Raw genomic sequence first — 24,048 nt, 5'->3', positions numbered from 1 at the left:
GTTTGCCTGTAGAACCACCCCTCACCCCAGCCCTCTCCCCACGGGGGAGAGGGGGCCGACCGCGGTGTCTTGCGCTATACATCGACCTGAATGTTCGAGTTGATTATGGATTCAACGAAGCTGTTTCAGGTCGCAGAATTTCTCAAGAAACCTACGGTCAGTCCCCTCTCCCTCTGGGAGAGGGCTAGGGTGAGGGGGCGATGTTCGATTCGCCGCAATCTTCAGGATCTGCTTAAGCACTTCACTCATCCGCTCAATTACCTCTAGATTGCTAAACCGCACAACCTCAATACCTTGCTGCTTAAGGTAAAGCGTTCGACGCTGGTCATGTATTTTTGCCGCCGTCTCGTAATGCTGACCACCATCCAGTTCGATGGCCAACTTCAGTTCCACGCAATAAAAATCCAGGAAGTACGGCGGGCATGGAAACTGCCGACGAAATTTCAGATTGGCGATTTGCCGGGCGCGGAGTCTTTGCCAGAGGAGGAGTTCGCAGTCGGTTTGGTTGGCGCGCAGATGGCGGGCGAATTGGCGTTGGTTGGAGGAGGGGCGGATAGGCATGCTTCACGTCCGTGTGAAGGGGGATGGAGGTTTTACTGTAGCCGAGGTTTTGTCGTTTGCCTGTAGAACCACCCCTCACCCCAGCCCTCTCCCCACGGGGGAGAGGGGGAAAGGGAGCCGATCTTCAGCGTATCCAAACCTGAGTTCGACTCGATTTTTCAGGTCGATGTATTACGTGAGACACCTCGGTCAGTCCCCTCTCCCTCTGGGAGAGGGCTAGGGTGAGGGGCTCTTTCAGTAGACGTCGCGGCGATACCGACCTTGCTCAATCAACCGGTCGACCTCTGCAATTCCGAGTATTTCGTTGAGTACGTGATCCACGCCTGAAGCCATCCCTTGCAGGCTGCCGCAGATGTAGATGACCGCACCCTCGGCCAGCCATTTTTTCAGCTCGCCCGCCGACTCGCGCAGTCGATCCTGCACGTAGATCTTCTCGGCCTGATCCCGCGAGAACGCCAGGTCCAGCCGCTCCAGATCCCCCGAAATCAACCACTCCTCAAGCTCATCGCGACACAGATAGTCATGCTCGCGATTGCGTTCGCCGAACAACAGCCAATGACGTTGCTGGCCATCGGCGATCCGCGCCTTGAGCAAACTGCGCAGCCCGGCCAGGCCGGTGCCATTGCCCAGCAGGATCATCGGCACCGGTTCGACCGGCAGGTGGAAACCGCTGTTGCGCCGCACACGCAAACTGATGGTGCCGCCCACCGGGGCGTGTTCGGTCAGCCAGCCGGAGCCGACGCCCACGCTGCCGTCGGGGTGCAGTTCCTGGCGCACGATCAGTTCGAGGATGCCATCGGCGGCGATCGAGGCGATGGAATATTCGCGCATGGCCAGGGGCACCAGCGCATCCACCAGCGCCTGGGCATGCAGGCCGACCAGGTGAGCCCTGTTTTCCGGCAGTTGTCGACTGGCGAGGGCTTGTTCCAGCGATTGCGACAGGCCATCGAGCGCAACCATCGCCCGACCGTCAATGCCCAGGCCATCGAGGAAATGTTCGATCGCCCACGGACAATTGCGCGGCAACACTTCCACCAGGTCACCGGCCAGCCAGCTGCTGGTGCTGGGGGCGGTGAGACCCAGCAGGTAAACGCCCGAACCGCTGCTGTCAGGGTTGAGCAATTCACGGCGGGTCAGGGTCCAGTTGTCATAGCTTGGCGCTTGCCAGGTGTCCACGGGCGCCTGCCCGGTCAGCAAGCCCAGTTGCTGCTGCCAGTGACGCAAGGCGTAAGGGTCGCCGCTGTCGACCTCCACCGGCGCGAACAGGGTCTTGCCGCCGTGCTCGCCCAGCCAGGTGTGCAAGCGTCGGGCGAAACCGCAGAAGTGCTGATACTGCCGATCACCGAGACCGAGGACGGCGTAGTTCAGGCTTTCCAGGCTCAATGTCCGCCGCAGCACTTTGCGCTCGAACCCCCGGGCGCTGTCCGGCGCTTCACCGTCGCCGAAGGTGCTGACGACGAACAACGCATTGCTGGAATCACGCAAGTCTTGCTCGCTGACGTCCGCCAGCGGCTGAACCTTCACCGGCAGGCCCGCAGCCTGCAATTGCCCGGCGGTCTGCCACGCCAGTTGCTCGGCAAAGCCGCTCTGGCTGGCGAAGCCGATCAGCCATGCCGGCGTGTCGCTACCCGGTTGCGCGAGACCGTTGCGGGCATCCTTGATCTGTTTTTTCTTGCGCCGGCGATCGAGGTACAACAACCAGCCCGTGATGAAAAACAGCGGCATCGTCAGCGAGCTGATCGTCAGGATGATCCGCCCGATGATTCCGAAATAACTGCCGACGTGCAGCGCGTAAATGCTGGTCAGCAGTTGCGCCTTGAGGCTCTTGTCACTGTAGCGATCATGCCGCGCGACGATACCGGTCGCCGGGTCCAGCGTGATCTGGTTCAGCGCGCGATCGTGGGGCGAGGTGTTCAACAGGTAGAACACGGTGGCGGGTTTTCCGGCCACGGGCGGCATGCGGATGTTGTAGGCGCTTAGTGCCGGGCCGGCAGCGCTGTAGATGCTGCTCCACATCGCGGCGTAATCGGCGGTGGGCGCCGGGCCGCTTGGCGCAGGACCGCGACCGCTGCGGGCACGCTCGTTCTGCGGCGAGTCGGAAAGCAGTCGGGTCAGGCCCTTGTTGTACCACTCATAGGACCAGGACAAACCGGTGAGCGCGGCCAGGAGGTAAAACACCAGGCACCAGGTACCGGCCACCGAGTGCAGATCCCAGTTGAAGCTGCGGCCTTTTTTCTTCCAGTCGAGGGTCAGCCAGGCACGCCAGCTTTTCCACTGACGCGGCCAGCGCAGGTACAGACCGGACAGGCAGAAGAACACGAGAATCAGCGTGCATGCGCCGGTGATTTGCCGACCGGTATCGCCCATGGCGAGGAAGCGGTGCAGTTGCAGCATCAGGCCGAAGAAATCCTGGCCAGTGGCATCGCCCATGAACTCGGCGGTGTACGGGTCGAAGTAGCGCATCTGCCCACGTCGTTCGCCCGGTGGCGGGGTAAAGATCACGCGCGCGGCGTTGCCGCTGTCGGTCTCGACCCAGAGCATCGAGACTTTCTTGCCCGAGGCTCCTTCGATTTTTTCCACCAGTTCGGCGGGCGGCAGGACGCCAGCGACCTGCTTTTCGACCTGCAACACAGAAGGGTTCAGCGCGCGCAGGATTTCATCCTGAAACGATACCGTCGCCCCGGTGATGCCCATCAGGGCCAGGACCAGTCCGGCGCTGATGCCGAAAAACCAGTGCAACTGGAACAGGGTTTTCTTCAACACGTCACTCGCCTTGTTCGTTCGAAAATATGATCACGGCGCGCATTATGCCGTGGGTTGTCGAGAAAGATTCTTTCTTGCGCACAAAAGCCCCGTTCACCTGGATGAACGGGGCCTTCCCTGATTTCAGCTTCCATCCGCACGCATGTAGGAGCACAGCTTGCTCGCGATGACGGTGCGTCAGCCAACATCAATGTTGAATGTGCCGGCGTCATCGCGAGCAGGCTCGCTCCCACAGGATCAGAAGTGGAAGTTGGCGCTCAGCAGGGCAGTGCGACCCGCCGCCACGTGGGCGTAGTGCGTCTGGAACACTTGGTCGAAGTAACGTTTGTCGGTCAGGTTCTGCACGTTGAGTTGCAGGTCGACGTTCTTGGTCAGCGCATAGCTGGCCATTGCGTCGTAGCGCCAGTAGGACGGGATCTCCACCGAGTTGGCGATGTTGCCGAACTGCGAGTCGACGAACGTGGCACCGGCGCCGACGGTCAACTTGTCCGGCACCAGGTCGTAGGTCGACCAGAACGTGAAGTTGTTCCGTGGAGTGCTTGGCATGTGGTTGCCTTCATCGGCGGCGAGGGTGGTTTTGACCACTTCGCTTTCCATGTAGGTGTAGCCGCCGAAGACTCTCCAGTTACGGGTCAGTTTACCGCTGTAGCTCAGCTCCACACCATTGACCCGCTGCTCGCCGTCCAGCACTTGCGTGGTGGCGCCATCCGGATCGTTCATCCGCGCATTGGTTTTCTCGGTGCGGAACAGTGCAGCGGTCAGCGACAGGTCGTCACCAAAAAAGTCCCACTTGGTACCGATCTCGTAGTTGCGGTTCTTTTCCGGGTCCAGATCACTGTTGTTCGCTGCCAGTTCCAGGCCACCGTTGCCGCTGGTTTCACCGGACGGGTTGCTGGAGGTGGAGTAGGCCGCGTAGATGCTGCCGTTAGGCAACGGGTTGTAGACCACGCCGATCTGGTAGTTGACCAGGTCGCTGGTGTTCTCACGGGAGAAATCGTTCGCTGGCACGGTGCTGCTGGCGTTGGCGTGGCCGCTGGATTTGACCTGATAGTTGTCGTAACGCAGGCCCAGGTTCAGGGACCATTGTTCGTTGAACTTCAGCGTGTCGAACACGTAGGCCGCAGCGGTTTTGGTGTCGGTGTCGGTGAACGCGGCGCTGTCGGTGATCGAGCCGTTCCAGTGATCCCCTGGCGTCGGGTTCTGCAGGCTGGTGCAGTCGCCGGAGTTGAACAGGGCACGGTTGCAGCGGGTGCCGCTGGCGGTCGAGGTCAGGATGTACGGGCGGTTGTGGGTGTCCTGATAGGAAAACTCAAGGCCGGTCACCAGACTGTGCTCGATGGCGCCGGTGTTGAATTTTGCACTCAGGTCGGTCTGGTTGATCCAGCCGCTGGACGTCGAGTTACGACTTTTCGCGCCGCGATACACGCTGCCGAGTGCCGCGTTGCCCTTGCTGTCGTCCGGGTTGGTGACGATGTAATCGAGCGTGGAACGGGACATGCGGAAGCTGTTCGACACGGTCAGGTTATCGTTCAGATCGTGTTCGATCTCGATGGTGCCGCTGTCATTGCTGGTCTGGCGATAGTCGCGCCCGGTGAGGCCGTAGAAGTTGTCGCGATCGACATGCACAGGTTTATCGACGTTGTACTTGCTGCGGTTGGGGCTCAAGGACAACGGCAGGCCGTAGTCGGGCATGTCGTCGGTTTCGACGTGGTAGTAACCGACGGTCAGGCGGGTGTCGGTACCCAGGCCGAACGCGAAGGACGGTGCCACGCCCCAACGGCTGACGTCCACGGCATCACGGCCGGCGACGTTGGCTTCGTGTTTCATCAGGTTCAGACGAAAGGCCGAGGTGTCGGTCAACTGCTGGTTCAGGTCGAGGGTGGTGCGCTTGGTCTGGTCCGAGCCCCAGGTGAAGCCGCCGTTGTAGGCATTACCGAGCTTGGCGGTCTTGCTCACCAGGTTCAGGCTGCCACCGGTGGAACCGGCGCCGGTGAAGGCTGATCCCGGGCCTTTGCTGACTTCGATCGATTCTACGTTGAAGATCTCGCGGCTCTGGGAGGCCGGGTCGCGCATGCCGTCGATGAACACATCGCTTTCTGCGTTGAAGCCGCGAATGATCGGGCGATCGCCGGCCGGGTTGCCGCCTTCACCGGCACCGAACGTGATACCCGGTGTGGTACGCAGCGCATCGACCAGACTGGTGGCGCCCGTGTCGCGAATCACTTGCTGCGGAATCACTGTGACGGTTTTCGGCGTTTCACGCAGCGGCGCGGTGTATTTCTTGTTGGCCGAGGTATCGGTCTTGTAGGAGGTCTCGTCCTGGGCTTCACCGTTGATAGCGGTAGCGCCCAGGGAAATCACGTTGCCCGGTGCTTTTTCGTCAGTCATTTCAGCCGCGAAAGCCATGTGGCCCGCAGAGCTGGCAGTGATCGCCACGCCAATTGCAGACGCGAGCAAACGCGGTGAACTGACCGGTAATTGTGATTGTTGGCGTGACATGAGAATTCCCCTCCCCAAGGATTTGAGGCCGCGGAATATAGGGTAAACAGTTATTTGTATCAATTGCGAAACGTTACTATTCGCGACAAATTTACATTCTTTACAATTTACCCTTACGGTTTTTGCTGTCTCGTTCGTCGCGGTGTTTTACACAGGCAATAAGAATCAATACCATTGGCACCCCTTTGCCTTCAGGTGTCATCCCATGCTGCTGCACATTCCCGGCGTGTTCGCGAAAGAAGAAGTGCAGCGCATCCGCGAGGCTCTGGAGCAGGCGGATTGGGCCGACGGCAAAATCACCGCCGGCTACCAGTCGGCCAAGGCCAAGCACAATCTGCAATTGCCGGAAGGTCATCCGCTGGCCAAGGAAATCGGCGCGGCGATGCTGGAACGGCTGTGGAAAAATCCGCTGTTCATGTCCGCCGCGTTACCGCACAAGGTCTTTCCTCCGTTGCTGAACTGTTACACGGCGGGCGGCAGTTTCGACTTTCACATCGACAATGCCGTGCGCCAGCCCAAGGGCAGCATCGAGCGGGTGCGCACCGATTTGTCGGCCACCCTGTTCTTCAGCGAACCGGACGACTACGACGGCGGCGAACTGGAAATCCAGGACACCTACGGCACCCAACGGGTGAAGTTGCCGGCCGGCGACATGGTTCTGTACCCCGGCACCAGCCTGCACAAAGTCAACGCCGTGACACGCGGCACTCGCTACGCTTCGTTCTTCTGGACCCAAAGCCTGATCCGCGAAGACAGCCAGCGTGCCTTGCTGTTCGAGATGGATGGGGCGATCCAGCAACTGACCCAAGACATGCCCGACCACCCTTCGCTGATTCGCCTCACCGGCACGTATCACAACCTGTTGCGTCGCTGGGTCGAGGTATGAGTTATCAACTGCGCCGCGAGGAAGTCCTCGACGGTGACCGTCTTAAAGCCATGCTCGAGGAAAGCCCGGCGCGCGCGGCACAGGCGATTCTGATCGCCGCCCGCGAAGGTGTACTCGATGCCCAGGCCTTGCTCGGGCAGATTCTTCTGGATGGGCAGGGCATCGAGCAGGATCAGCCGCTGGCCTTGCGCTGGTTCGAGATCGCCGCCCAGGGCGGGCACTTGATGGCGCGCAACATGCTCGGGCGTTGTCATGAGCATGGTTGGGGTTGCGTGGCCGATGCTTCGATTGCTGCGGGGCATTATCGCCAGGCTGCCGAAGCAGGGCTGGATTGGGCGATGTACAACTACGCCAATCTGCTGGCGACCGGGCGGGGGGTTATCGAGGATCAGTTGCAAGCGCTGAGTTTGTATCGGCAAGCAGCTGAATTGGGCCATGCGAAATCGATGAACCTGCTGGGACGTTATCTGGAGCAAGGCCATTATTGTCCTGCTGATCCTGTGGCGGCGTTTGATTGGTATCGACGTTCGGCGCTGGGCGGTGATTTTCGTGGGCAGTTCAGTTACGGCACTTGCCTGACAGAACGAGGGCAGTTGGATAGCGGATTGGCTTGGTTGCATGAAGCCATGTATTCGGGGCACTGCAACTTCCTGCACACGGCGGCGAAAATCTTGTATGAAGCAGGAATGTCCTCCCTTGGGGATGCTTATCTACAGCAAGCTGAAAAACTAACAGCATGAAGTAGCGGGTCTGAGTAATGACCGGTAGTTTTGATCTTTTATTGTTGATCGATTGCTCTTGAAGCGAAAGCGACAAGGCTTCTTGCATTTTTATGAAGTGTTGTAAGGGTATGTTGTTATTGTTTTTTAATACATGGATTTGTATTTTTTTTGACAGTTTGGCAGCGGTGCATCTAGTCTAGGTTCTGCCTGGCGAAGTTAGGCATTAATGATCCCGTCTCGGCAATGAAGCTGGGTGCGAAATACTACTCAATGGAATGAATTATGAATAATGGAAAGTTGTGGGAAGAGGCACTGGTGGGTGCGAGTTATGAACAGTTGGCAGAATTTGCGGCTGAAGTTCCGAGGCTGTTGCTAGTGTCTTCGATTGCAGGCTCGGATAGCGTAGTGCGCAGTACCGGTCTTGTGCTGACAAAAAACGAAATCATCAGTATAAAAAAATACGTATCAATCGCGTTTAGTTTTCCAACTACGCTCCCCACTGTTACTGATTACCTACGCTATGGGGTTGGAGAAGATGGTGGTACAGGTCTAAGGCCTAATGATTTTTTAAGCACTTTTCAGATGATTCGTGATCACGCAGAAACATGGAGCGATCTACGTGAGAAAATTATGATGACTTCTACCGATCTTGAAATGTTTGGTGCTGTGATGCGTATCTGGGGTCGTCAGATGGAGCGCTTCTATGACAGCGACGAAGCCACCGATCTGATAAAGAAGTATAAGATCAAGACGTATGAAGATCTAAAGCAAGTCGAATATGAATGGGAAGGGGTGTTTCCTGGTATTAAGTTGGACCCTGATACTGTGCTTAATCTTCAGTCTGTACTTCACACCATTACTGATGATATTGGTCAATATCTGGAGAGAACCAGCGAGATAAAAACGAAACTTGATACCTTCGGCAATACTCTCGAAAACAAAGTGATCCCGGCAATCGGCCGTCGTCTAGAGTTTATAAATAACAATAAATACCCTGGGGAGATTGATGCGCTTAACAAGCGAATCACTGACCGTGCAGCCGATATCGAGCGAATGAATCTCGAGTACAAGGCGTTAGTGGAGAAGTCGCTCGGGTCTGCTGCGGCGATGAATATTTTTGGTCTCGGGATGGCAATCTATCTGGGCGTAGAGGCCGAAAATATCCGAGCGGAAAGAAATCGACTGAATAAACTTCAGGAGCAGGATATTCAGACCCTGAATAGCAAAAACGTAACCCTTGGATCGTTGAAGCGAGTCGAGCATGATTTGCAGAACTGCAAAGTGGCAGCTCTCGATGCTGAGGTGGCGACGAATAACTTACGTTACAACTGGAATGTAATTGCTGACTATGTCAAAAAATCTGCTTCTAATGTAGGAGCCATCACTGATGCGCTGAAGTTGTATGAATTCATGGTTAAGTTTCAGCTAGTCGTTGCATCGTGGGTAAAAATTGAAGAGCGTGCCGGTGAATTGGCCCGAGTCTTTTCGGAAGCAGACAGGGAGTATCAAGGCGAAGCCGTAAGCTCGCGTATGGCAACGCGGAGCATGGTTTTTTCAATCTATCCGTCGTTGGATCTTGGCGCGATGTCATCCGCCAGAAAGCTGATGCGAGCGGGCAGCGCTCTTGCGGTTACGTTGTCCGAGCAATTTGACTATCTCCCTGATCTCGTTGACCAATTCGCTCGGCGAGTGGACGACGTGTTCAATGCTTCTCGGGAGTTGCAAGGTTCTTCTGATTCAGCCTTGCGCCGGCTCAACGACACTTTTGATGAAATGGTCTTGCTCGATAAAATGCTTGCGAGGGAAACCGCTCGCGGGAATGAAGATGCCATTGAATCTATCAATGCTAACCGTATGAAACTACTGACAGATACTGCAGATCAGGTAAAAAGCGCACAGTATGATATTCAGCGTTCTCTAAATAATATCAATGTTTTCTTTGACAAGACGCAAACAACTGGGTTTAGCATAAAGCTCGAAGCAGATATCGAATATGCCAAGGCTCGGGAATCTGACTTCATGTTGCAGATGAGCGAGTTGCAGGAGATTCAAAACGGCGTAGATAAAGCTGTCAAGCTGATCGAAAGTAAAGGCATTGAGCTTATTGGCAATGATGTTAATTTGACAATCGATAAACTTAAGTCTATCAACATGACCATGCCAGAAATTGAGCTCGTCATGATGGCAATCGATCAACTGAAGAAAACAATTGAGGGTATTGTGAAGGATGTTTCCTTTTTGTTTCTGCTGGCGCAAAGTAAGTTGTTACGCGAGAAAATCGATGTCTTGCGGGCTTCCATTGCAGAGCAAGTAAAACTGGTCACACAGTGTGAGGGTAAAATCAAGCTTATTGGTGCGATCCATAACATCGATGGGCACTGCGTCGTTTACAGGACTCACTACGAGCCGGCTGTCGATGCTTTTGCACTGTTTGGTTCTAGCATTGGGCATGGGTCTACAGTAGTGCCAGTTGATACGTTTTTTGCAGAAGCCGATAAGTTTATTGAGTTTCTCAAGCCGTTATCTATTCCCCTCAAATAATTTTTACCCGAACAGATCTAGATTCTATTTGTGTGAATTAATGATGCCGGTGGACAACTCCGTCGGTATCATTGAAATTACTAAGGTGCTTGCAAATGCACGGTTATTTGTTAGACGAGAAAAACTTCATAGCATTGAAGAGCTATATCAATTTCTTAAGCAGTCTGCCGGTAACACTGACGGAGATTCAGCGTTTTTCCGAGTCATTCCAGCGGCAAGGGCACCGTATGATTACACCGCCAAATGCCGTCATGCTTGCGCAAGCGGCTAGGACTAACGATTTGGCATGGCAATCTTTAAAGGTGGCCGTTCCTTCTTTGGGTCAATCGTGTGCCAAGGCTTTGGCGGATGCACAGGGATTTATCGACGAGTTTCGAGACACGACCAAACTGATAAATGGACGGGCGTTGGTTAGCGGTATTGATCCCGCACGCTTCAGTATTTTCAAGTCTCTTTCGTGGAGTAACGTTCCGGCAGTCGATGTGATTAGTTTGCTGCGAGAGTTGGACCGACGGCTTTCTCAATGTGCGGCTGGAATAGCCCAATTCAAACAGGCTGTGAATACAGTCGGCGGAACATTGCACAGCATTTTTGTCCGATTTATTGAATCCTTGAGTATTGATTTGTGTAGTTGTGATGGGCCTGTTTCCAAAATAGAAGCGTACTACACTTTGGGGCGAATCGGCTTGCCAGGTATGCAATACAATCCTGGGGGAAGTTACTCCCATGAGCAGCGTGTGGAATATGCTCGGACTCATCTGAGTAACTTGCGGAGCATGAGAAGGAATACTGCCAGCGCTGTGGACAATCTGAACGACTTTTGCTATCGACTTGTACAGTTGATTGAGCACGCACGACGTCAGTTACAAGCGAATCATCCTCGCTCCTCAGTGGATCGCTGTCACGGGTTATTCAGTATTGCCGAAGTAGGTCTCTCTGAAGTCAGAGACATGTCTGAAGATTTAATACTGATTTCCGGTAAACTCAACCCATAAAAAATGCCCATGCTGTTGAAGCATGGGCATTCTTTTTTTTCGTCAGGCGCTTACACGTAAAACGACTTCAGCGGCGGGAAGCCATTGAATTCAACTGCGCTATAACTGGTGGTGTACGCACCCGTCGACAACCAGTACAAACGATCACCAATCGCCAGGTTCAGCGGCAAGCCGTACTTATAGTTCTCGTACATGATGTCGGCGCTGTCGCAGGTCGGGCCGGCGATGACTACTTCTTCCATCTCGCCTTTCTTTTCGGTCCAGATCGGGAACTTGATGGCTTCGTCCATGGTTTCGATCAGGCCGGAGAATTTGCCCACATCCGTGTACACCCATCGCTCAACGGCGGTACGGGATTTACGGGCGACCAGCACCACTTCACTGACCAGGATGCCGGCGTTGGCAATCAACGAACGGCCCGGTTCCAGAATGATTTCCGGCAGGTCGTCACCGAAGTCTTCCTTGAGGAAGCGGATGATTTCTTCAGCGTAGGTTTCCAGGCTGTTGGTGCGGGTGATGTAGTTGGCCGGGAAGCCACCACCCATGTTGATCAGCTTGAGGACGATACCGTCTTCTTCTTTCAAACGCTCGAAGATCACTTTGACCTTGGCGATCGCGGCGTCCCAGACGCTGATGTCGCGCTGTTGCGAGCCGACGTGGAACGAGATGCCGTAAGGCACCAGGCCCAGGTCACGAGCGAGGATCAGCAGGTCCATGGCCATGTCGGTCTGGCAGCCGAATTTGCGCGACAGAGGCCAGTCAGCGGTGGTCGAGCCTTCGGTGAGGATGCGCACGTAGACTTTCGAACCCGGTGCAGCCTTGGCGATGTTGCGCAGGTCGGCTTCGGAGTCGGTGGCATACAGACGCACGCCCTTCTCGTAGAAGTAGCGGATGTCTTTGGATTTCTTGATGGTGTTGCCGTAGCTGATGCGATCCGGGCCGACGCCCTGGTTCATCACTTTGTCGAGCTCGTAGATCGAAGCGATGTCGAAGTTCGAGCCTTTTTCTTTGAGCAGGTCGATGATTTCGACGGCCGGGTTGGCCTTCACCGCGTAATAGACCTTGGCGAATTCGAAACCGGCACGCAGGTCGTCATAGGCCTGGCTGATCATCGCGGTGTCGATCACCACGAATGGGGTTTCTTGTTTGTCGGCAAAGGCCTTCATTTTGTTGAAGGTATCGCGCGCGAAATAGTCTTCGACGTTGATCGACATGCTTGGGACTCCTACAGGGCAAACAAAAAAATAAATGGGCGCAAATGAACGTCCTCCGTATCCCCACTTTGGTTCGCCTACTTCCCAAGGCATGTCGCCGAAAGCAAAAAGGCCATGGGAAGCGGTGCTTTCCCTTGGCCTTGCTGTCTCGTCGTCAGTACTTGAGCCGGATGGATCGTTTCCAGCATGGACGTTCGGCGCGAACTTTAGGGCGTGAGGGGCTTGAGATCAACAAAAAATGTCGCGTTTTTGCACGCTTCCGTCGTGCGGTCCCGCACAGCTACTGATGTAACCGACCTGCATGACAGTGTGATGTTCCCTGAATGAGGAATTTTGGAGGGATTTACATTGCCTTTGTGGCGAGGGGGCTTGCCCCCGTTCGGCTGCGCAGCAGTCGTTGAACCAAAGTACTCGGTATATCAGAACAATTACGTTCTCTGGTTTCAGGGCCGCTTCGCGGCCCAACGGGGGCAAGCCCCCTCGCCACAGGGTCAGATCAGGCGACAGCCGCCTCGGCCGGCGAAACAATGCTGGTCTTGCCGCCACGGGATTTACCGGAGCTCAAGTACTCGGCAATCGATTCCTGAGTCACTTCCCCGAGGAACACCCGCTCGGCATCCATCACCGGCAACCACGAGCGGTTGAACTCGTACATGCGCGACAGCAGGATGCGCAAATGTTCGTCGAACGCGGCGGTGGCGTTGAATTCGCGCAAGTACTGCGCGCAAGTACCGGTCTGACGGTGCAGGTCGCGACGTCGTACATAACCCAGCGCCTTGTTCCCACTATCGGTGACTACCACGTAACGACGGTCAAGTTCGTCCATCAGCTCCAGGGCTTCAGCCACCGGCGTTTCCGGGCTCACCGACGGCGCGTTGTCCGCGGCGTCTTCGGCTTTCACCAGCAACAGGCGCTTGAGGGTGCTGTCCTGGCCGACGAAGTTACTGACAAAGTCATCAGCAGGATGCGCCAGCAGCGTATCCGGGTGATCGATTTGCAGCAGTTTGCCGGCGCGGAAGATTGCGATCTTGTCGCCCAGCTTGATCGCTTCATCGATGTCGTGGCTGACCATGATCACGGTCTTGTTCAGCGCACGCTGCATTTCGAAGAATTCGTTCTGGATCATCTCGCGGTTGATCGGGTCGACCGCGCCGAACGGTTCGTCCATCAACAACAGCGGCGCATCCGCTGCCAAGGCACGAATCACGCCGATCCGCTGCTGCTGGCCACCGGACAATTCACGCGGGTAGCGATTCAGGTACTGCTTGGGTTCCAGCTTGATCATGCTCATCAACTCGCGGGCGCGGTCGTGGCATTTCTGTTTGTCCCAGCCCAGCAGGCGCGGAACGATGGTGATGTTTTCCTCGATGGTCATGTTCGGAAACAGACCGATCTGCTGGATCACATAACCGATGTTGCGACGCAGGGTCACCGCGTCGAGGTCAGTGGTGTCTTCGCCATTGATCAGGATCTTGCCGGAGGTCGGCTTGATCAGGCGGTTGATCATCTTCAGCGTGGTGCTTTTGCCGCAGCCCGATGGCCCGAGGAACACACAGATTTCGCCTTCATTGACGATCAGGCTTACCGAGTCCACGGCTTTCACATCTTTGCCGTTGCTTTGGAAGGTCTTGCTGAGGTTTTGAAGTTCGATCATTTGAGCAGTCCTTTTGGAGTCAGCGTGCGTTGCAGCCATTGCAGAAGCAGGTCGGCGAAGATGGCCAGGAGACTGACCAGCACGGCGCCGACGATCAGCATCGACATGTCACTGCGGCTGATTGATGCGAGGATAAGTACACCGAGGCCGCCGGCTCCGATGGTCGCGGCGATGGTCATCACACCGATGTTCATGACCACGGCGGTGCGCACACCGGCGAGGATCACCGGCACCGCAATCGGCAGTTCGACCATGCGCAGGCGCTGGCCGAAGGTCATGCCGATGCCGCGGGCGGCTTCGCGAATGCCGGGGTCGACGCCGGTCAGGGCGAGGTAGGTGTTACGCATGATCGGCAGCAGCGAGTACAAAAATACTGCGGTGATCGCCGGCATCGGGCCCAGGCCCTGACCGAATTTGGAGTAGAACGGCAGCAACAGGCCGAACAGGGCAATCGACGGAACCGTCAGCAGCACCGTGGCGCTGGCCTGCAAGGGGCCGGCGAGGGTCGGGAAGCGCGTCATCAGGATGCCGAGCGGCACGCCGACCAGAATCGCGAGGGTCACGGCGATGCCGACGAGGGTGATGTGCTGCCCGGTCAATTGCAGGACCAACGGCCAGTCGAGATGGGAAAAGGCGTTCAGAAATTCCATGTCTTTTCCTCCTTAGTTGAGCGGATGTTGGCGCAGGAAATCTGCAGCAACGGATGAAGGGCTTTCGTGATCGACATCGACCCGCGCGTTGAGCTGACGCATGGTGGCGTCGTCGAACAGTTCGGCCAGCGGCTTGAGCTCTTCGGCGAGTTTCGGATGGGCGTCGAGGTAGACCTGGCGTACCACCGGCGCAGCGGTGTAGTCCGGGAAGTAATGCTTGTCGTCTTCCAGCAGTTTCAGCTTGAAGGCGTTCAAGCGACCGTCCGTGGTGTAGACCAGACCGGCAAACACCTGACCGTTGCGCAGGGCGGTGTAGACCAGCCCGGCGTCCATCTGCCGGATGTTTTTGCGGGTCAGGTTCATGCTGTAGAGGTCGACCATGCCGTCCAGACCGTCGGAACGGTTGGCGAACTCGGTGTCCAGGGCGACGAGGTGGTTGGTCTTCGCCTCAGCCTGCAGCACTGTGTTCAGCTCGCTGATGGTGTTGATCTGCGGATACGCCTTCGCGGTGTTTTCTGGCAGGGCCAGGGCGTAGGTGTTGCTGAACTTCGACGGGGTGAGCCAGACCAGGCCTTTTTTCGCGTCGAGTTCTTTCACCCGGGCGTAGGACTGAGCGCTGTCGAGCTTGTCGGTGACATGGTTGTAAGCCACCAGCGACACGCCGGTGTATTCCCACATCAGATCCAGCTGACCACTTTCGTGGGCGCTGCGGGCCAGGTTGCTGCCCAGACCGCCGGTCACCTGGGTGTCGTAACCCTTGGTGCGCAGGTACTGGGAGGTGATTTCCGCCAGCAGGGTTTGTTCGGTGAACACCCGGGCGCCGATGCGGATCACCGGTTTTTCAGCGGCTTGGGCAAACCCTGCGAACAGCAGGACGCAGCCTAGTATTAAGCTTGTTTTTTTCATGTGGATTCCTTTGCCGAGGCTTAAGACGGGCGCAAGCCGCGTTCGAGCCAGAGGCGGCTGGCGAGTGTCACCAGGCCGTCGAGCAGCAAGGCCAGCAGGGCGGTGCAGGCCGCGCCGAGCAGCAGTTGCGGCTGATTATTCAGGGCGATGCCAGGGAAAATCAGGCTGCCCAGACTGTTGGCGCCAATCAGGAACGCCAGCGGTGCGGTACCGACGTTGATCGCCAGCGCCACACGCACGCCACCGATGATGATCGGCACGGCGTTCGGCAGTTCGACCCGCCATAGCACCTGAGTCGGTGTCATGCCGATACCGACGGCTGCTTCCTTGAGCGAACCCTGAACGTTTTTCAAGCCTTCATAGGTGTTGCGCACAATCGGCAACAGCGAGGCGAGGAACAGGGCGAAAATCGCAGGGCCGCTGCCGATGCCGAGAATGCCCAGGGCGATGGCCAGTACGGCGAGAGGCGGCACGGTGTTGCCGATGTTGAAGATCTGCATGAAGCGTTCAGCGCGGCCCACCATGGTCGGGCGGCTGAGGAAGATGCCAGCGGGTATGCCCACAACAAGGGCGGCCAGCATGGACGCGAGGACGAGAATCAAATGGGCTTGCAGGTAAAACAACAAATCGTCGCGGTACTGTTCGATCGTGTTGATGCCAATCCAGTGGACCAGCAGGGCCAGGAGGGCGACGACAACCGCACCTCCTATCAGCCCCTTGCCATAGCGAATAGCCACAGGCGGACTCCTTTTTTTCAGTCGGCGGACGCAGTCCCGTGTGGCAATGCCATTCCTGGCTGCCGGGAAAACAACGTTCGCGAGAAGCAGCTCTTCATGCTGATAAAACCGCATGAGATCGAGCCATAAGCGCAGCCTCGTCAGGCCAACTTGCTGATTTTTCAGCCCCTGGTACGAGTGCCGTAACAGGGGAGTGGACGTCTGCACCTTTTAAAAGGTTCCATATTTAGCAGCAATTAGCCACCCATGATCTCCCTTCCGGCCCATCGCTCGCCATTGACGACAGGGCGAACGGTGGTCCGTAGAGGTCGGTTTGCGCTATACTCGCCGCCCTTTTTTGAATCACCTGCCAGGCGATTTCCCATGACCAAACAGGCCGCCGAAGTCGCGAAACGCCGCACTTTCGCCATTATTTCCCACCCCGATGCCGGTAAAACCACCATCACCGAGAAGCTCTTGCTGATGGGCAAGGCGATTGCGATTGCGGGCACGGTGAAATCTCGAAAATCCGACCGCCATGCCACCTCCGACTGGATGGAAATGGAAAAACAACGGGGTATTTCCATTACCACGTCGGTCATGCAGTTCCCGTATCGCGACCACATGATCAACCTGCTCGACACCCCGGGCCACGAAGACTTCTCCGAAGATACCTACCGCACCCTGACAGCGGTTGACTCGGCATTGATGGTCCTCGATGGCGGTAAGGGTGTAGAGCCACGCACCATCGCGCTGATGGACGTCTGCCGTCTGCGTGACACGCCGATCGTCAGCTTCATCAACAAACTCGACCGTGACATCCGCGACCCGATCGAACTGCTCGACGAAATCGAAGCGGTCCTGAAGATCAAGGCTGCGCCGATCACCTGGCCGATCGGTTGCTACCGCGACTTCAAGGGCGTCTATCACCTCGCCGACGACTACATCATCGTGTACACCGCCGGCCACGGCCACGAACGCACCGATGTGAAAATCATCGAAAAGCTCGACTCCGATGAGGCTCGCGCGCACTTGGGCGACGAGTACGATCGCTTCGTCGATCAGCTGGAACTGGTGCAGGGCGCCTGCCACGAATTCAATCAACAGGAATTCCTCGACGGCCAACTGACCCCGGTGTTCTTCGGGACTGCATTGGGCAACTTCGGTGTCGATCACGTGCTCGACGCCGTGGTCAACTGGGCGCCGAAACCGCTGGCCCGTGTCGCCAACGAGCGAACTGTTGAGCCAGTCGAAGAGAAATTCGCCGGCTTCGTGTTCAAGATCCAGGCGAACATGGACCCGAAACACCGCGACCGTATCGCCTTCATGCGGATCTGCTCCGGCAAGTACGAAAAAGGCATGAAGATGCGCCACGTGCGCACCGGCAAAGACGTGCGGATCGGCGACGCGCTGACCTTCTTCTCCTCCGAGCGTGAGCAACTGGAAGAAGCGTTCGCCGGCGACATCATCGGTTTGCACAACCACGGCACCATCCAGATCGGCGACACCTTCACTGAAGGCGAAGTCCTGGGCTTCACCGGTATCCCGCACTTCGCCCCGGAACTGTTCCGTCGCGTACGTCTGCGTGATCCGCTGAAATCCAAGCAACTGCGTCAGGGCCTGCAGCAATTGGCAGAAGAGGGCGCCACTCAGGTGTTCTTCCCGACGCGCAGCAACGACATCATCCTCGGCGCCGTCGGTGTGCTGCAGTTCGATGTGGTCGCCAGCCGCTTGAAAGAGGAATACAAGGTCGAGTGCTCTTACGAGCCGATCACTGTGTATTCCGCGCGCTGGATCGATTGCGACGATAAGAAGAAGCTCGAAGAGTTCAGCGTCAAGGCTGTGGAAAACCTTGCCATCGACGGCGGCGGTCACCTGACCTACCTGGCCCCGACGCGGGTCAACCTGGCGTTGATGGAAGAGCGCTGGCCGGACGTGAAATTCCGTGCGACGCGTGAGCATCACTAAGCGCTGATGGTGATATCCAAAACCCCGTTGCGAAAGCTGCGGGGTTTTTTATTGCCCCGATTTCGAGCTCGAACCCCAGATTAATCTGGCACTGATGACGGATGTTGGCTGGGCGTGAAACTCCTTGCGGTGCGTAAACATCACTCAGCGAAGAGATGTCACCCGAAACTCACGGAGGGCCCGTTTTTATCTCTGGTCCGGCCCGAGACGACGCACGTGGGATGTTTCTGTAAGCGTTTTCGCTGAGGTTTGTAGCTTGGGTCTGCTTTTCAGTTTTCAAGGTTTTGACCAGAGACAAGGGCATCCTTGACGTCTAGCGTTCGAAAGACATTCGCAAGTAGCGAATATCCACGAACAGGAGCGCTGGACAAATGGATGTGATGAAAAGCGGTACAGGTGCACTGGTAACCCGGAGACCTCAGGAGCCCATTCCGGTTATCGAGCGCTACTACGATCTGATCGTCGCCAGTGCTCCCGGCTTCGAAGTCAGCAGCAGCGACGATGCTTTCGAACCCTCAATGAGGTTGCCTGAGCTGGATCCTCGTATGCAGGCCTTCCTGTCGGTCGCCACAGCGCAGTTTTTTGAAATGGGCCGCTACCGGGATGTGCCGTTGCGTCTGCTCGACCTGAGGCAGAACGCAAATACTCAAACAACAAAGACCTTTGCCTCGACACTAATCGTTGCACGTGCCATCCGGCATATTCAGGAAACCGGTGAAAGCATCCTGTTGTTTTCGCCATCCTCCGGTAACAAGGCGATTGCACTGCGTGATGCAGTTCTGCGTGCATTGAAGACCAAGTTGGCACATCCCGAGCAATTGCGGATTGTCACGCTGACGCCTGCCCAGACGACCGGGAAATTGCGTAGAACCGAACTTTATGACGACCCTCGGTTGCGTGCACTCAACCCTGTATTTGTGCTTGATACCGAGTCGCCGGAAGCGGTGAAGGTTGTCGGACAGCAATTCAAGGCTCTTTTCAATCGCCGTCCATTAGGTGATTCGAAGTTGTGGCATTCCCTGCGGCTTGAGAATTACCGGTTTTCTGACCAGATCCGGGCGTTTTTTGACTGTGAATATGGCGACGCCTGGGACACCGATCGCAGGACCGTACATGTGCATGCGGTCTCTAGCGCATACGGTCTTTTGGGATATTGCTCAGGTGTGGAGGTATTGAAACGTCAAAGGACCCCAATTTCCATGCCTTCGTTTTTACTGGTTCAACATCTAGCTACCAGCGATATGGTGCTGCACTTACTTGACGGAAACTTCGAGGGTGCTTCTGCACCCAGCTATACCCAAGCTCCAAACGGGTTGTGGGTGCAGACAGTGTCTGCGCATTTTCCTGCTGCGACCTGGAGTCCCGATGAGGTTCTAGAGCCCACTTTTTATACTCACTTGCCGCCTACTGCAGAAGAAATGACTGGGCACGTCAGGGCCAATGGCGGCACAGGAATAATCGTTTCGCTTTATGAGTGCATGCAGCGTTACAGCGAATGCGTTCAGTTGCTCGCCGATACGCCAGTCAGTTTGCCAGCCGATCCACGGGACCTGAAAGAGTGGTCATTGGTTATGGCGATGACAGGTTGCATGAATGCGATTGATCGACAGTTACTAGAGGGTATGGACGGTTGCACCATTCATGCTTCGGGCTCCTACTGTCGGGAGGACTACGAAGCGATTCCAGCCGAGGGATTGTCATTCATCAGCAGCGCTGAAGAGATGATGGAGATCCTCAGCAGGTGCTCTAAGTCATGAGTGCGAGACCTTCCATGCCTGGCGAAGCGCTCTGCCACTTCCGTGTTTACAGGGGACATTCCAGAGCTGGAAGACCTGCAAGTCTTGTTTATGTCGGAGTAGCAGAAGGGCTGCTCTACATCGCTCCTTTCGTGGATCAATGTTTTTTCGAGTCTTCCTCTGTAGAGCGGGAAGGGACTCTGGAGTGGAATCAACTTGAGATATTCATAAAGAGGAACCGAACCACTATGTGCGTGTTGATGGCTCCCGAAGAGGTTGCTCATCTATGCCAGCAGCAGGGCGATATTGTGGGCGTAAGCCGGATTCACCAGAAAGTCGACGTTTCTGCTGGTTGGGAGCATGTTCTGAGTCAGATCTCCCATCGAGAAAGCAAACGTCGTATTCAGGCTGTCAGGCAAGGGTTTGATTTCGACGTATCGCTTGAAGATGAAGATTTTTTCGCCTTCTACCGCTCCATGCATATCCCGACAATGAGTGCTCGCTACGGTTCATTTGCTCGGAGTGTGCCGGAGGATGTGGCTTATCTGGATTTGTTCAAACGAGGAGTATTGTTTCGGGTTCATTTGAATGATGATTGGGTAGCGGGCAGTGTTTCCCAGATTGATAAATCGGTGCGTACCTTGAATGCACGGTTGATCGGGGTAAAGGGTGGTGCCGCGGTTTGCCGGGAAAATGGGGCGCAGAACTTTGTTTATCACGCGATTCTGGAATGGGCATCCAATCAACCCTTCATTGATTCTGTCGACTTTCAGGGCTGTGAGCCATTTTTGAGTAAGGGAACATTCCAGTACAAAAAACGCTTTGGGGCTCAGGCCTTTGTTCCGGATAACGCGTTTGGCCAATGGCGGATATTGATTCGAACGCCAACGCTTTGTGCTTCAACCCGACAATTCCTGATCAACAACCCCCTGATTGGTCTGGATGCTGAGGGTCGGCTCCAAGCGCAGTATTTTTACGATGCAAATCATAAGATTCGCTCGGACATTTCTTTCGTTTCAAAAGGCATTCACAGCCATGTGAGTCTTAATCTGGACCAATGGCATGATTAGTCGGTTCACCCACATGACTCGGCTGGTTGGATACTTCTGTTCAATGGCCTGGGTCCTTGCCACGTTGATCTTTATCAATCGCTTGAGTGCCATGGTCAAACTGTTCATGGCGCTGTACCTGCGTCAGGAACTGGGGTTTTCGATTGAGACGGTTGGCTGGTTGTTATCCGGTTACGGGGCCGGCTTGCTGATAGGGTCAATGGTCGGCGGACTGCTCAGTGATCATTTCTCCACGACGCGGCTCACGGCCGCGTTGTTTTTTGTTTCTGCATGGATACTGGTCTTGTTGGGGCTGGTGACTGATGTGACTTTGCTTGGCGGATTGTTGCTACTCAGTGGTGCTCTCGACGGGGCGATTCGTACGCTTCATCAACGTTTGCTTATGGAGCATTGCGAAGTTAAGCAACGCGCTCGCGCGCAGTCGTTGAGCCGCGTCGCGAGCAACCTGGGGATGGCGGTAGCCGGGGTGGCGGGTGGTGTCCTGGCGCAGACTGATTTTCGCTGGGTGTTTTTTGTCAGTGCGGCGATGACGGTGCTGGCCTTGGTCTGGTTTGTACGGTCGACATTTCATCGCGAAGCTTTTTTGATGGAGGAGGGCACGGATACAGTTTCGGGATTATGCACACCGTATCGGGACAAGCCTTTCCTTTGGTTGTTGGCGGCTTCTGTGCTGCTGGGCCTGGCCTTTGAACCGGTCTACAGCATGTTGGGTAACTATCTACTTGATTACTATCGGTTGGGTACTGAGTTCATCGGGTGGCAATTCGCACTCAATGCGATGCTCGTTGTGACGCTGCAAATTCCGTTTTCTCACTGGGGGGAGCGATGGGGGGCTCGACGGCAACTGCTGGCTGGCAGTCTTTTGTTGGCTTGCGGACTTGGAATGCTGCCTCTGGGGACCGGAGTGTTGTTTGTCTGCCTGTCGACGGTGATTTGGACGCTTGGCGAAATTCTTTTCATGCCGACCCTCAATGTCCTGGTCATGCAGCGTGCACAGGCGGGAAAGAGCGGGCAGTACTTTGGGCTTTTTGCCATGTGCTGGAGCACGAGCGTGCTGCTTTCGCCGACGCTTGGAGGCCAGCTCTATGGTTATTTTGGCGGGCATAGTGTCTGGATCGCTAGCGCGGCTCTGGCGTTGCTGGCCTTACCGCTGATTTATCAGGCGACTCGTTTTATCGGGGCCTCGAAGGGTTCTTCCCTCAGCGCGCGGCGAGCCTGCTTCAATTAGCTGATCTGGTTATAGGCATTGTTCACAACCCATCTCCCCACCAAGGAGCATTCCGTCCCTTCGTTAGCGTCCTATCTGGAGAACCGAATCAATCGGAACTGGATTTTATTCAGCGCCAGATTGTCGAGTAAGGTTTTTCTGTAGGTCTTTTTTCCTGATTTCGTAGCTTGTCTCTGTTTTTCTGTTCTCGGTACTTTTACCCGCGACAACAAAATCGCTGACGTCTAACGTACAGGGCACACTTCACAAGCAGCACTTTCCACGAGCAGGAGCACAAGGGATCAATGGAATGACCAGTCGGCTTACTCACCTGCTGCGGCTGGACGGCTATTTCTGCGTAATGGCCTGGGTGCTGGCGGCGCTGTTGTTCATCAATCGCTTGAGCACCATGGTCAAGCTGTTCATGGCGTTGTACCTGCGCCAGGAACTGGGGCTCGCGATTGAAACCGTTGGCTGGTTGTTGTCCGGGTACGGTGCCGGTTTGCTGATTGGGTCAATGGTCGGCGGACTACTGAGTGATCATTTCTCCACGGCGCGCCTCACTGCGGCGTTGTTTTTTGTCTCGGCATGGGTGTTGGTCTTGCTGGGGCTGGTTACTGACGTGCCTTTGCTGGCTGGGTTGCTGCTGTTCAGCGGTGTACTCGATGGGGCGATTCGGACCCTTCATCAGCGGTTGATCATGGAGTATTGCCAGGTTGCGCAGCGTGTTCGTGCGCAGTCATTGAGTCGCGTTGCCAGAAACCTGGGGATGGCTGTCGCCGGAGTGGTGGGTGGGATCCTGGCGCAGACTGACTTTCGCTGGGTGTTTTTTGTCAGTGCGGCCCTGACGCTGGTGGCGTTTTTGTGGTTTGTCCGGACGACGTTTCATCGACCGGTCTTAATACCAGATGAGGTGCCTGAAATTGCTTCAGGTTCATGCGTACCGTATCGAAACAGACCGTTCCTGTGGTTGTTGGCGGCTGCTGTCGTGCTTGGCCTGGCCTTTGACCCGGTCTACAGCATGTTGGGCAATTATTTACTCGAGTATTACCGGTTGAGCACCGAGGTCATTGGGTGGCAATTTGCACTCAATGCGATGTTGGTGGTGCTGCTACAAATACCGTTATCACATTGGAGTGAGCAATGGGGCGTACGTCGGCAACTGGTGGCGGGGAGCCTGTTATTGGCCTGCGGGCTCGGGATGTTGCCCTTGGGTTCCGGGGTGCTTTATGTCTGCCTGTCGACGGTGATCTGGACGCTGGGCGAAGCTCTTTTCATGCCGCCCCTGAACGTGCTGGTCATGCAGCATGCGCAAGGAGGGAAAAGCGGGCATTACTTTGGTCTTTTCTTCATGTGCTGGAGTGCGAGTGCACTGCTTTCGCCTGCGCTTGGAGGGCAGCTCTATGGTCACTTCGGTGGGCATAGCGTCTGGCTGGCCAGTGCGGCTCTGGCGGTCCTGTCCATACCGCTGATTTATCAAGCGACCCGCTTGTCAGGGGCGCCAAAGGTTCGTCCAGCATTACGCGGCGAGCCTGCTGCACTTAGCTGATCTGGTTATAGGCGTTATTCACAACCAATCTCCCCGGCAACGGGTATTCCGTCCATTAGTTAGCGTCCACGGAATCAATCGGAACTAGATTTGACTCAGCGCCAGAGAGGCACCGCGGTTTCACCTGTAAATGGATGGATTCGGCTATGAACAGATTGCTACGCGTTGTATTGATGTTGAAAGTATTGGTAATGCTGGCCCTCGGCAGTTCGGCGGTCTGGGCCGAGTGCGAGAAACACGACGCCCAGGCTTCGAGTGGGCAGGTCGGGCAGGGTGAGTTGATGCTCGCCAAGTCCGAATCCGAGCCGGGGGATCAGGGGCAGGGCGGCAGCGCGGACGATGACGATTCGACCACTGACGAGCCGGACAGCGATGAGGCTGAAGGGGCTTGAGTGACAGACAAAAGAAAAC

The 24,048-nt window shown here is 55.9% G+C and carries 18 protein-coding genes; 10 read left to right on the top strand and 8 right to left on the bottom strand.

From position 1 onward, the window contains the following. Nucleotides 1-111: 111 nt before the first annotated feature. The 3 genes from AC3WP4_RS04675 to AC3WP4_RS04665 all read right to left on the bottom strand — a co-directional run bounded on the left by AC3WP4_RS04675 (nucleotide 112) and on the right by AC3WP4_RS04665 (nucleotide 5,823). A complete protein-coding gene (locus AC3WP4_RS04675; protein ID WP_102616277.1) occupies nucleotides 112-561 on the bottom strand; it encodes an endonuclease domain-containing protein in 450 nt (149 codons plus the stop codon). 234 nt (nucleotides 562-795) lie between these two features. Beyond that, nucleotides 796-3,324 (bottom strand): PepSY domain-containing protein, encoded by a 2,529-nt coding sequence (locus tag AC3WP4_RS04670; RefSeq protein WP_102616278.1) that lies wholly within the window; start codon nucleotides 3,322-3,324, stop codon nucleotides 796-798. A 237-nt stretch (nucleotides 3,325-3,561) separates the two neighbouring features. Then, nucleotides 3,562-5,823 carry a TonB-dependent receptor gene (locus AC3WP4_RS04665; protein ID WP_102616279.1) on the bottom strand — a complete coding sequence of 754 codons (2,262 nt, stop codon included), beginning with the start codon at nucleotides 5,821-5,823 and terminating at the stop codon, nucleotides 3,562-3,564. 205 nt (nucleotides 5,824-6,028) lie between these two features. Between AC3WP4_RS04665 and AC3WP4_RS04660 the strand changes: the two genes are divergently transcribed. From AC3WP4_RS04660 to AC3WP4_RS04645, 4 genes are all read left to right on the top strand, one after another. Beyond that, nucleotides 6,029-6,709 (top strand): Fe2+-dependent dioxygenase, encoded by a 681-nt coding sequence (locus AC3WP4_RS04660; RefSeq protein WP_074873711.1) that lies wholly within the window; start codon nucleotides 6,029-6,031, stop codon nucleotides 6,707-6,709. Further along, complete coding sequence (locus AC3WP4_RS04655; RefSeq protein ID WP_102616280.1) at nucleotides 6,706-7,449, top strand: tetratricopeptide repeat protein; 744 nt, start codon at nucleotides 6,706-6,708, stop codon at nucleotides 7,447-7,449. The genes AC3WP4_RS04660 and AC3WP4_RS04655 overlap by 4 nt, the downstream gene beginning before the upstream one ends. 264 nt (nucleotides 7,450-7,713) lie before the next feature. Then, on the top strand, nucleotides 7,714-9,972 hold the full coding sequence (locus AC3WP4_RS04650) for an alpha-xenorhabdolysin family binary toxin subunit A (protein ID WP_102616281.1): 2,259 nt from the start codon (nucleotides 7,714-7,716) through the stop codon (nucleotides 9,970-9,972). A gap of 95 nt (nucleotides 9,973-10,067) precedes the next feature. Next, a complete protein-coding gene (locus AC3WP4_RS04645) occupies nucleotides 10,068-10,967 on the top strand; it encodes a hypothetical protein (RefSeq protein WP_102616282.1) in 900 nt (299 codons plus the stop codon). Nucleotides 10,968-11,017: 50 nt separating this feature from the next. Here AC3WP4_RS04645 and AC3WP4_RS04640 read toward each other — a convergent pair whose 3' ends face one another. From AC3WP4_RS04640 to AC3WP4_RS04620, 5 genes are all read right to left on the bottom strand, one after another. After that, nucleotides 11,018-12,181 carry a type III PLP-dependent enzyme gene (locus AC3WP4_RS04640; protein ID WP_076028674.1) on the bottom strand — a complete coding sequence of 388 codons (1,164 nt, stop codon included), beginning with the start codon at nucleotides 12,179-12,181 and terminating at the stop codon, nucleotides 11,018-11,020. A gap of 496 nt (nucleotides 12,182-12,677) precedes the next feature. Then, nucleotides 12,678-13,835: an osmoprotectant ABC transporter ATP-binding protein OsmV gene (locus AC3WP4_RS04635; protein WP_074873718.1), complete on the bottom strand. Its 1,158-nt coding sequence runs from the start codon at nucleotides 13,833-13,835 to the stop codon at nucleotides 12,678-12,680. Continuing rightward, nucleotides 13,832-14,485, bottom strand: coding sequence for an ABC transporter permease (locus tag AC3WP4_RS04630; protein ID WP_008148960.1), 654 nt, complete (start codon nucleotides 14,483-14,485; stop codon nucleotides 13,832-13,834). The genes AC3WP4_RS04635 and AC3WP4_RS04630 overlap by 4 nt, the downstream gene beginning before the upstream one ends. 12 nt (nucleotides 14,486-14,497) lie before the next feature. Further along, nucleotides 14,498-15,391, bottom strand: coding sequence for a glycine betaine ABC transporter substrate-binding protein (locus AC3WP4_RS04625; protein ID WP_102616283.1), 894 nt, complete (start codon nucleotides 15,389-15,391; stop codon nucleotides 14,498-14,500). Between the two features lie 20 nt (nucleotides 15,392-15,411). Further along, complete coding sequence (locus tag AC3WP4_RS04620) at nucleotides 15,412-16,128, bottom strand: ABC transporter permease (protein ID WP_074873724.1); 717 nt, start codon at nucleotides 16,126-16,128, stop codon at nucleotides 15,412-15,414. A gap of 363 nt (nucleotides 16,129-16,491) precedes the next feature. Here AC3WP4_RS04620 and AC3WP4_RS04615 point away from each other — a divergent pair, with 363 nt between their 5' ends. The 6 genes from AC3WP4_RS04615 (at nucleotide 16,492) to AC3WP4_RS04590 (ending at nucleotide 24,029) form a co-directional block, all read left to right on the top strand. Continuing rightward, nucleotides 16,492-18,075, top strand: a complete 1,584-nt coding sequence (locus tag AC3WP4_RS04615; RefSeq protein ID WP_074873726.1) for a peptide chain release factor 3 — start codon at nucleotides 16,492-16,494, stop codon at nucleotides 18,073-18,075. A 371-nt stretch (nucleotides 18,076-18,446) separates the two neighbouring features. Further along, nucleotides 18,447-19,832 carry a DUF6002 family protein gene (locus tag AC3WP4_RS04610; protein ID WP_102616284.1) on the top strand — a complete coding sequence of 462 codons (1,386 nt, stop codon included), beginning with the start codon at nucleotides 18,447-18,449 and terminating at the stop codon, nucleotides 19,830-19,832. Next, nucleotides 19,829-20,881, top strand: a complete 1,053-nt coding sequence (locus AC3WP4_RS04605) for a hypothetical protein (protein ID WP_256581173.1) — start codon at nucleotides 19,829-19,831, stop codon at nucleotides 20,879-20,881. Before AC3WP4_RS04610 ends, AC3WP4_RS04605 begins: the two co-directional genes overlap by 4 nt. Then, complete coding sequence (locus tag AC3WP4_RS04600) at nucleotides 20,874-22,109, top strand: MFS transporter (RefSeq protein ID WP_074873729.1); 1,236 nt, start codon at nucleotides 20,874-20,876, stop codon at nucleotides 22,107-22,109. The genes AC3WP4_RS04605 and AC3WP4_RS04600 overlap by 8 nt, the downstream gene beginning before the upstream one ends. A 289-nt stretch (nucleotides 22,110-22,398) precedes the next feature. After that, nucleotides 22,399-23,637 carry an MFS transporter gene (locus tag AC3WP4_RS04595; protein ID WP_102616285.1) on the top strand — a complete coding sequence of 413 codons (1,239 nt, stop codon included), beginning with the start codon at nucleotides 22,399-22,401 and terminating at the stop codon, nucleotides 23,635-23,637. 146 nt (nucleotides 23,638-23,783) lie between these two features. Continuing rightward, nucleotides 23,784-24,029, top strand: a complete 246-nt coding sequence (locus AC3WP4_RS04590; RefSeq protein WP_074873734.1) for a hypothetical protein — start codon at nucleotides 23,784-23,786, stop codon at nucleotides 24,027-24,029. Nucleotides 24,030-24,048 lie beyond the last annotated feature (19 nt).

This window comes from Pseudomonas sp. FW305-20 (genome assembly GCF_058788075.1).
Note: the sequence above shows the minus strand (reverse complement) of the source record. Positions and strands in the feature narration are given on the sequence as shown.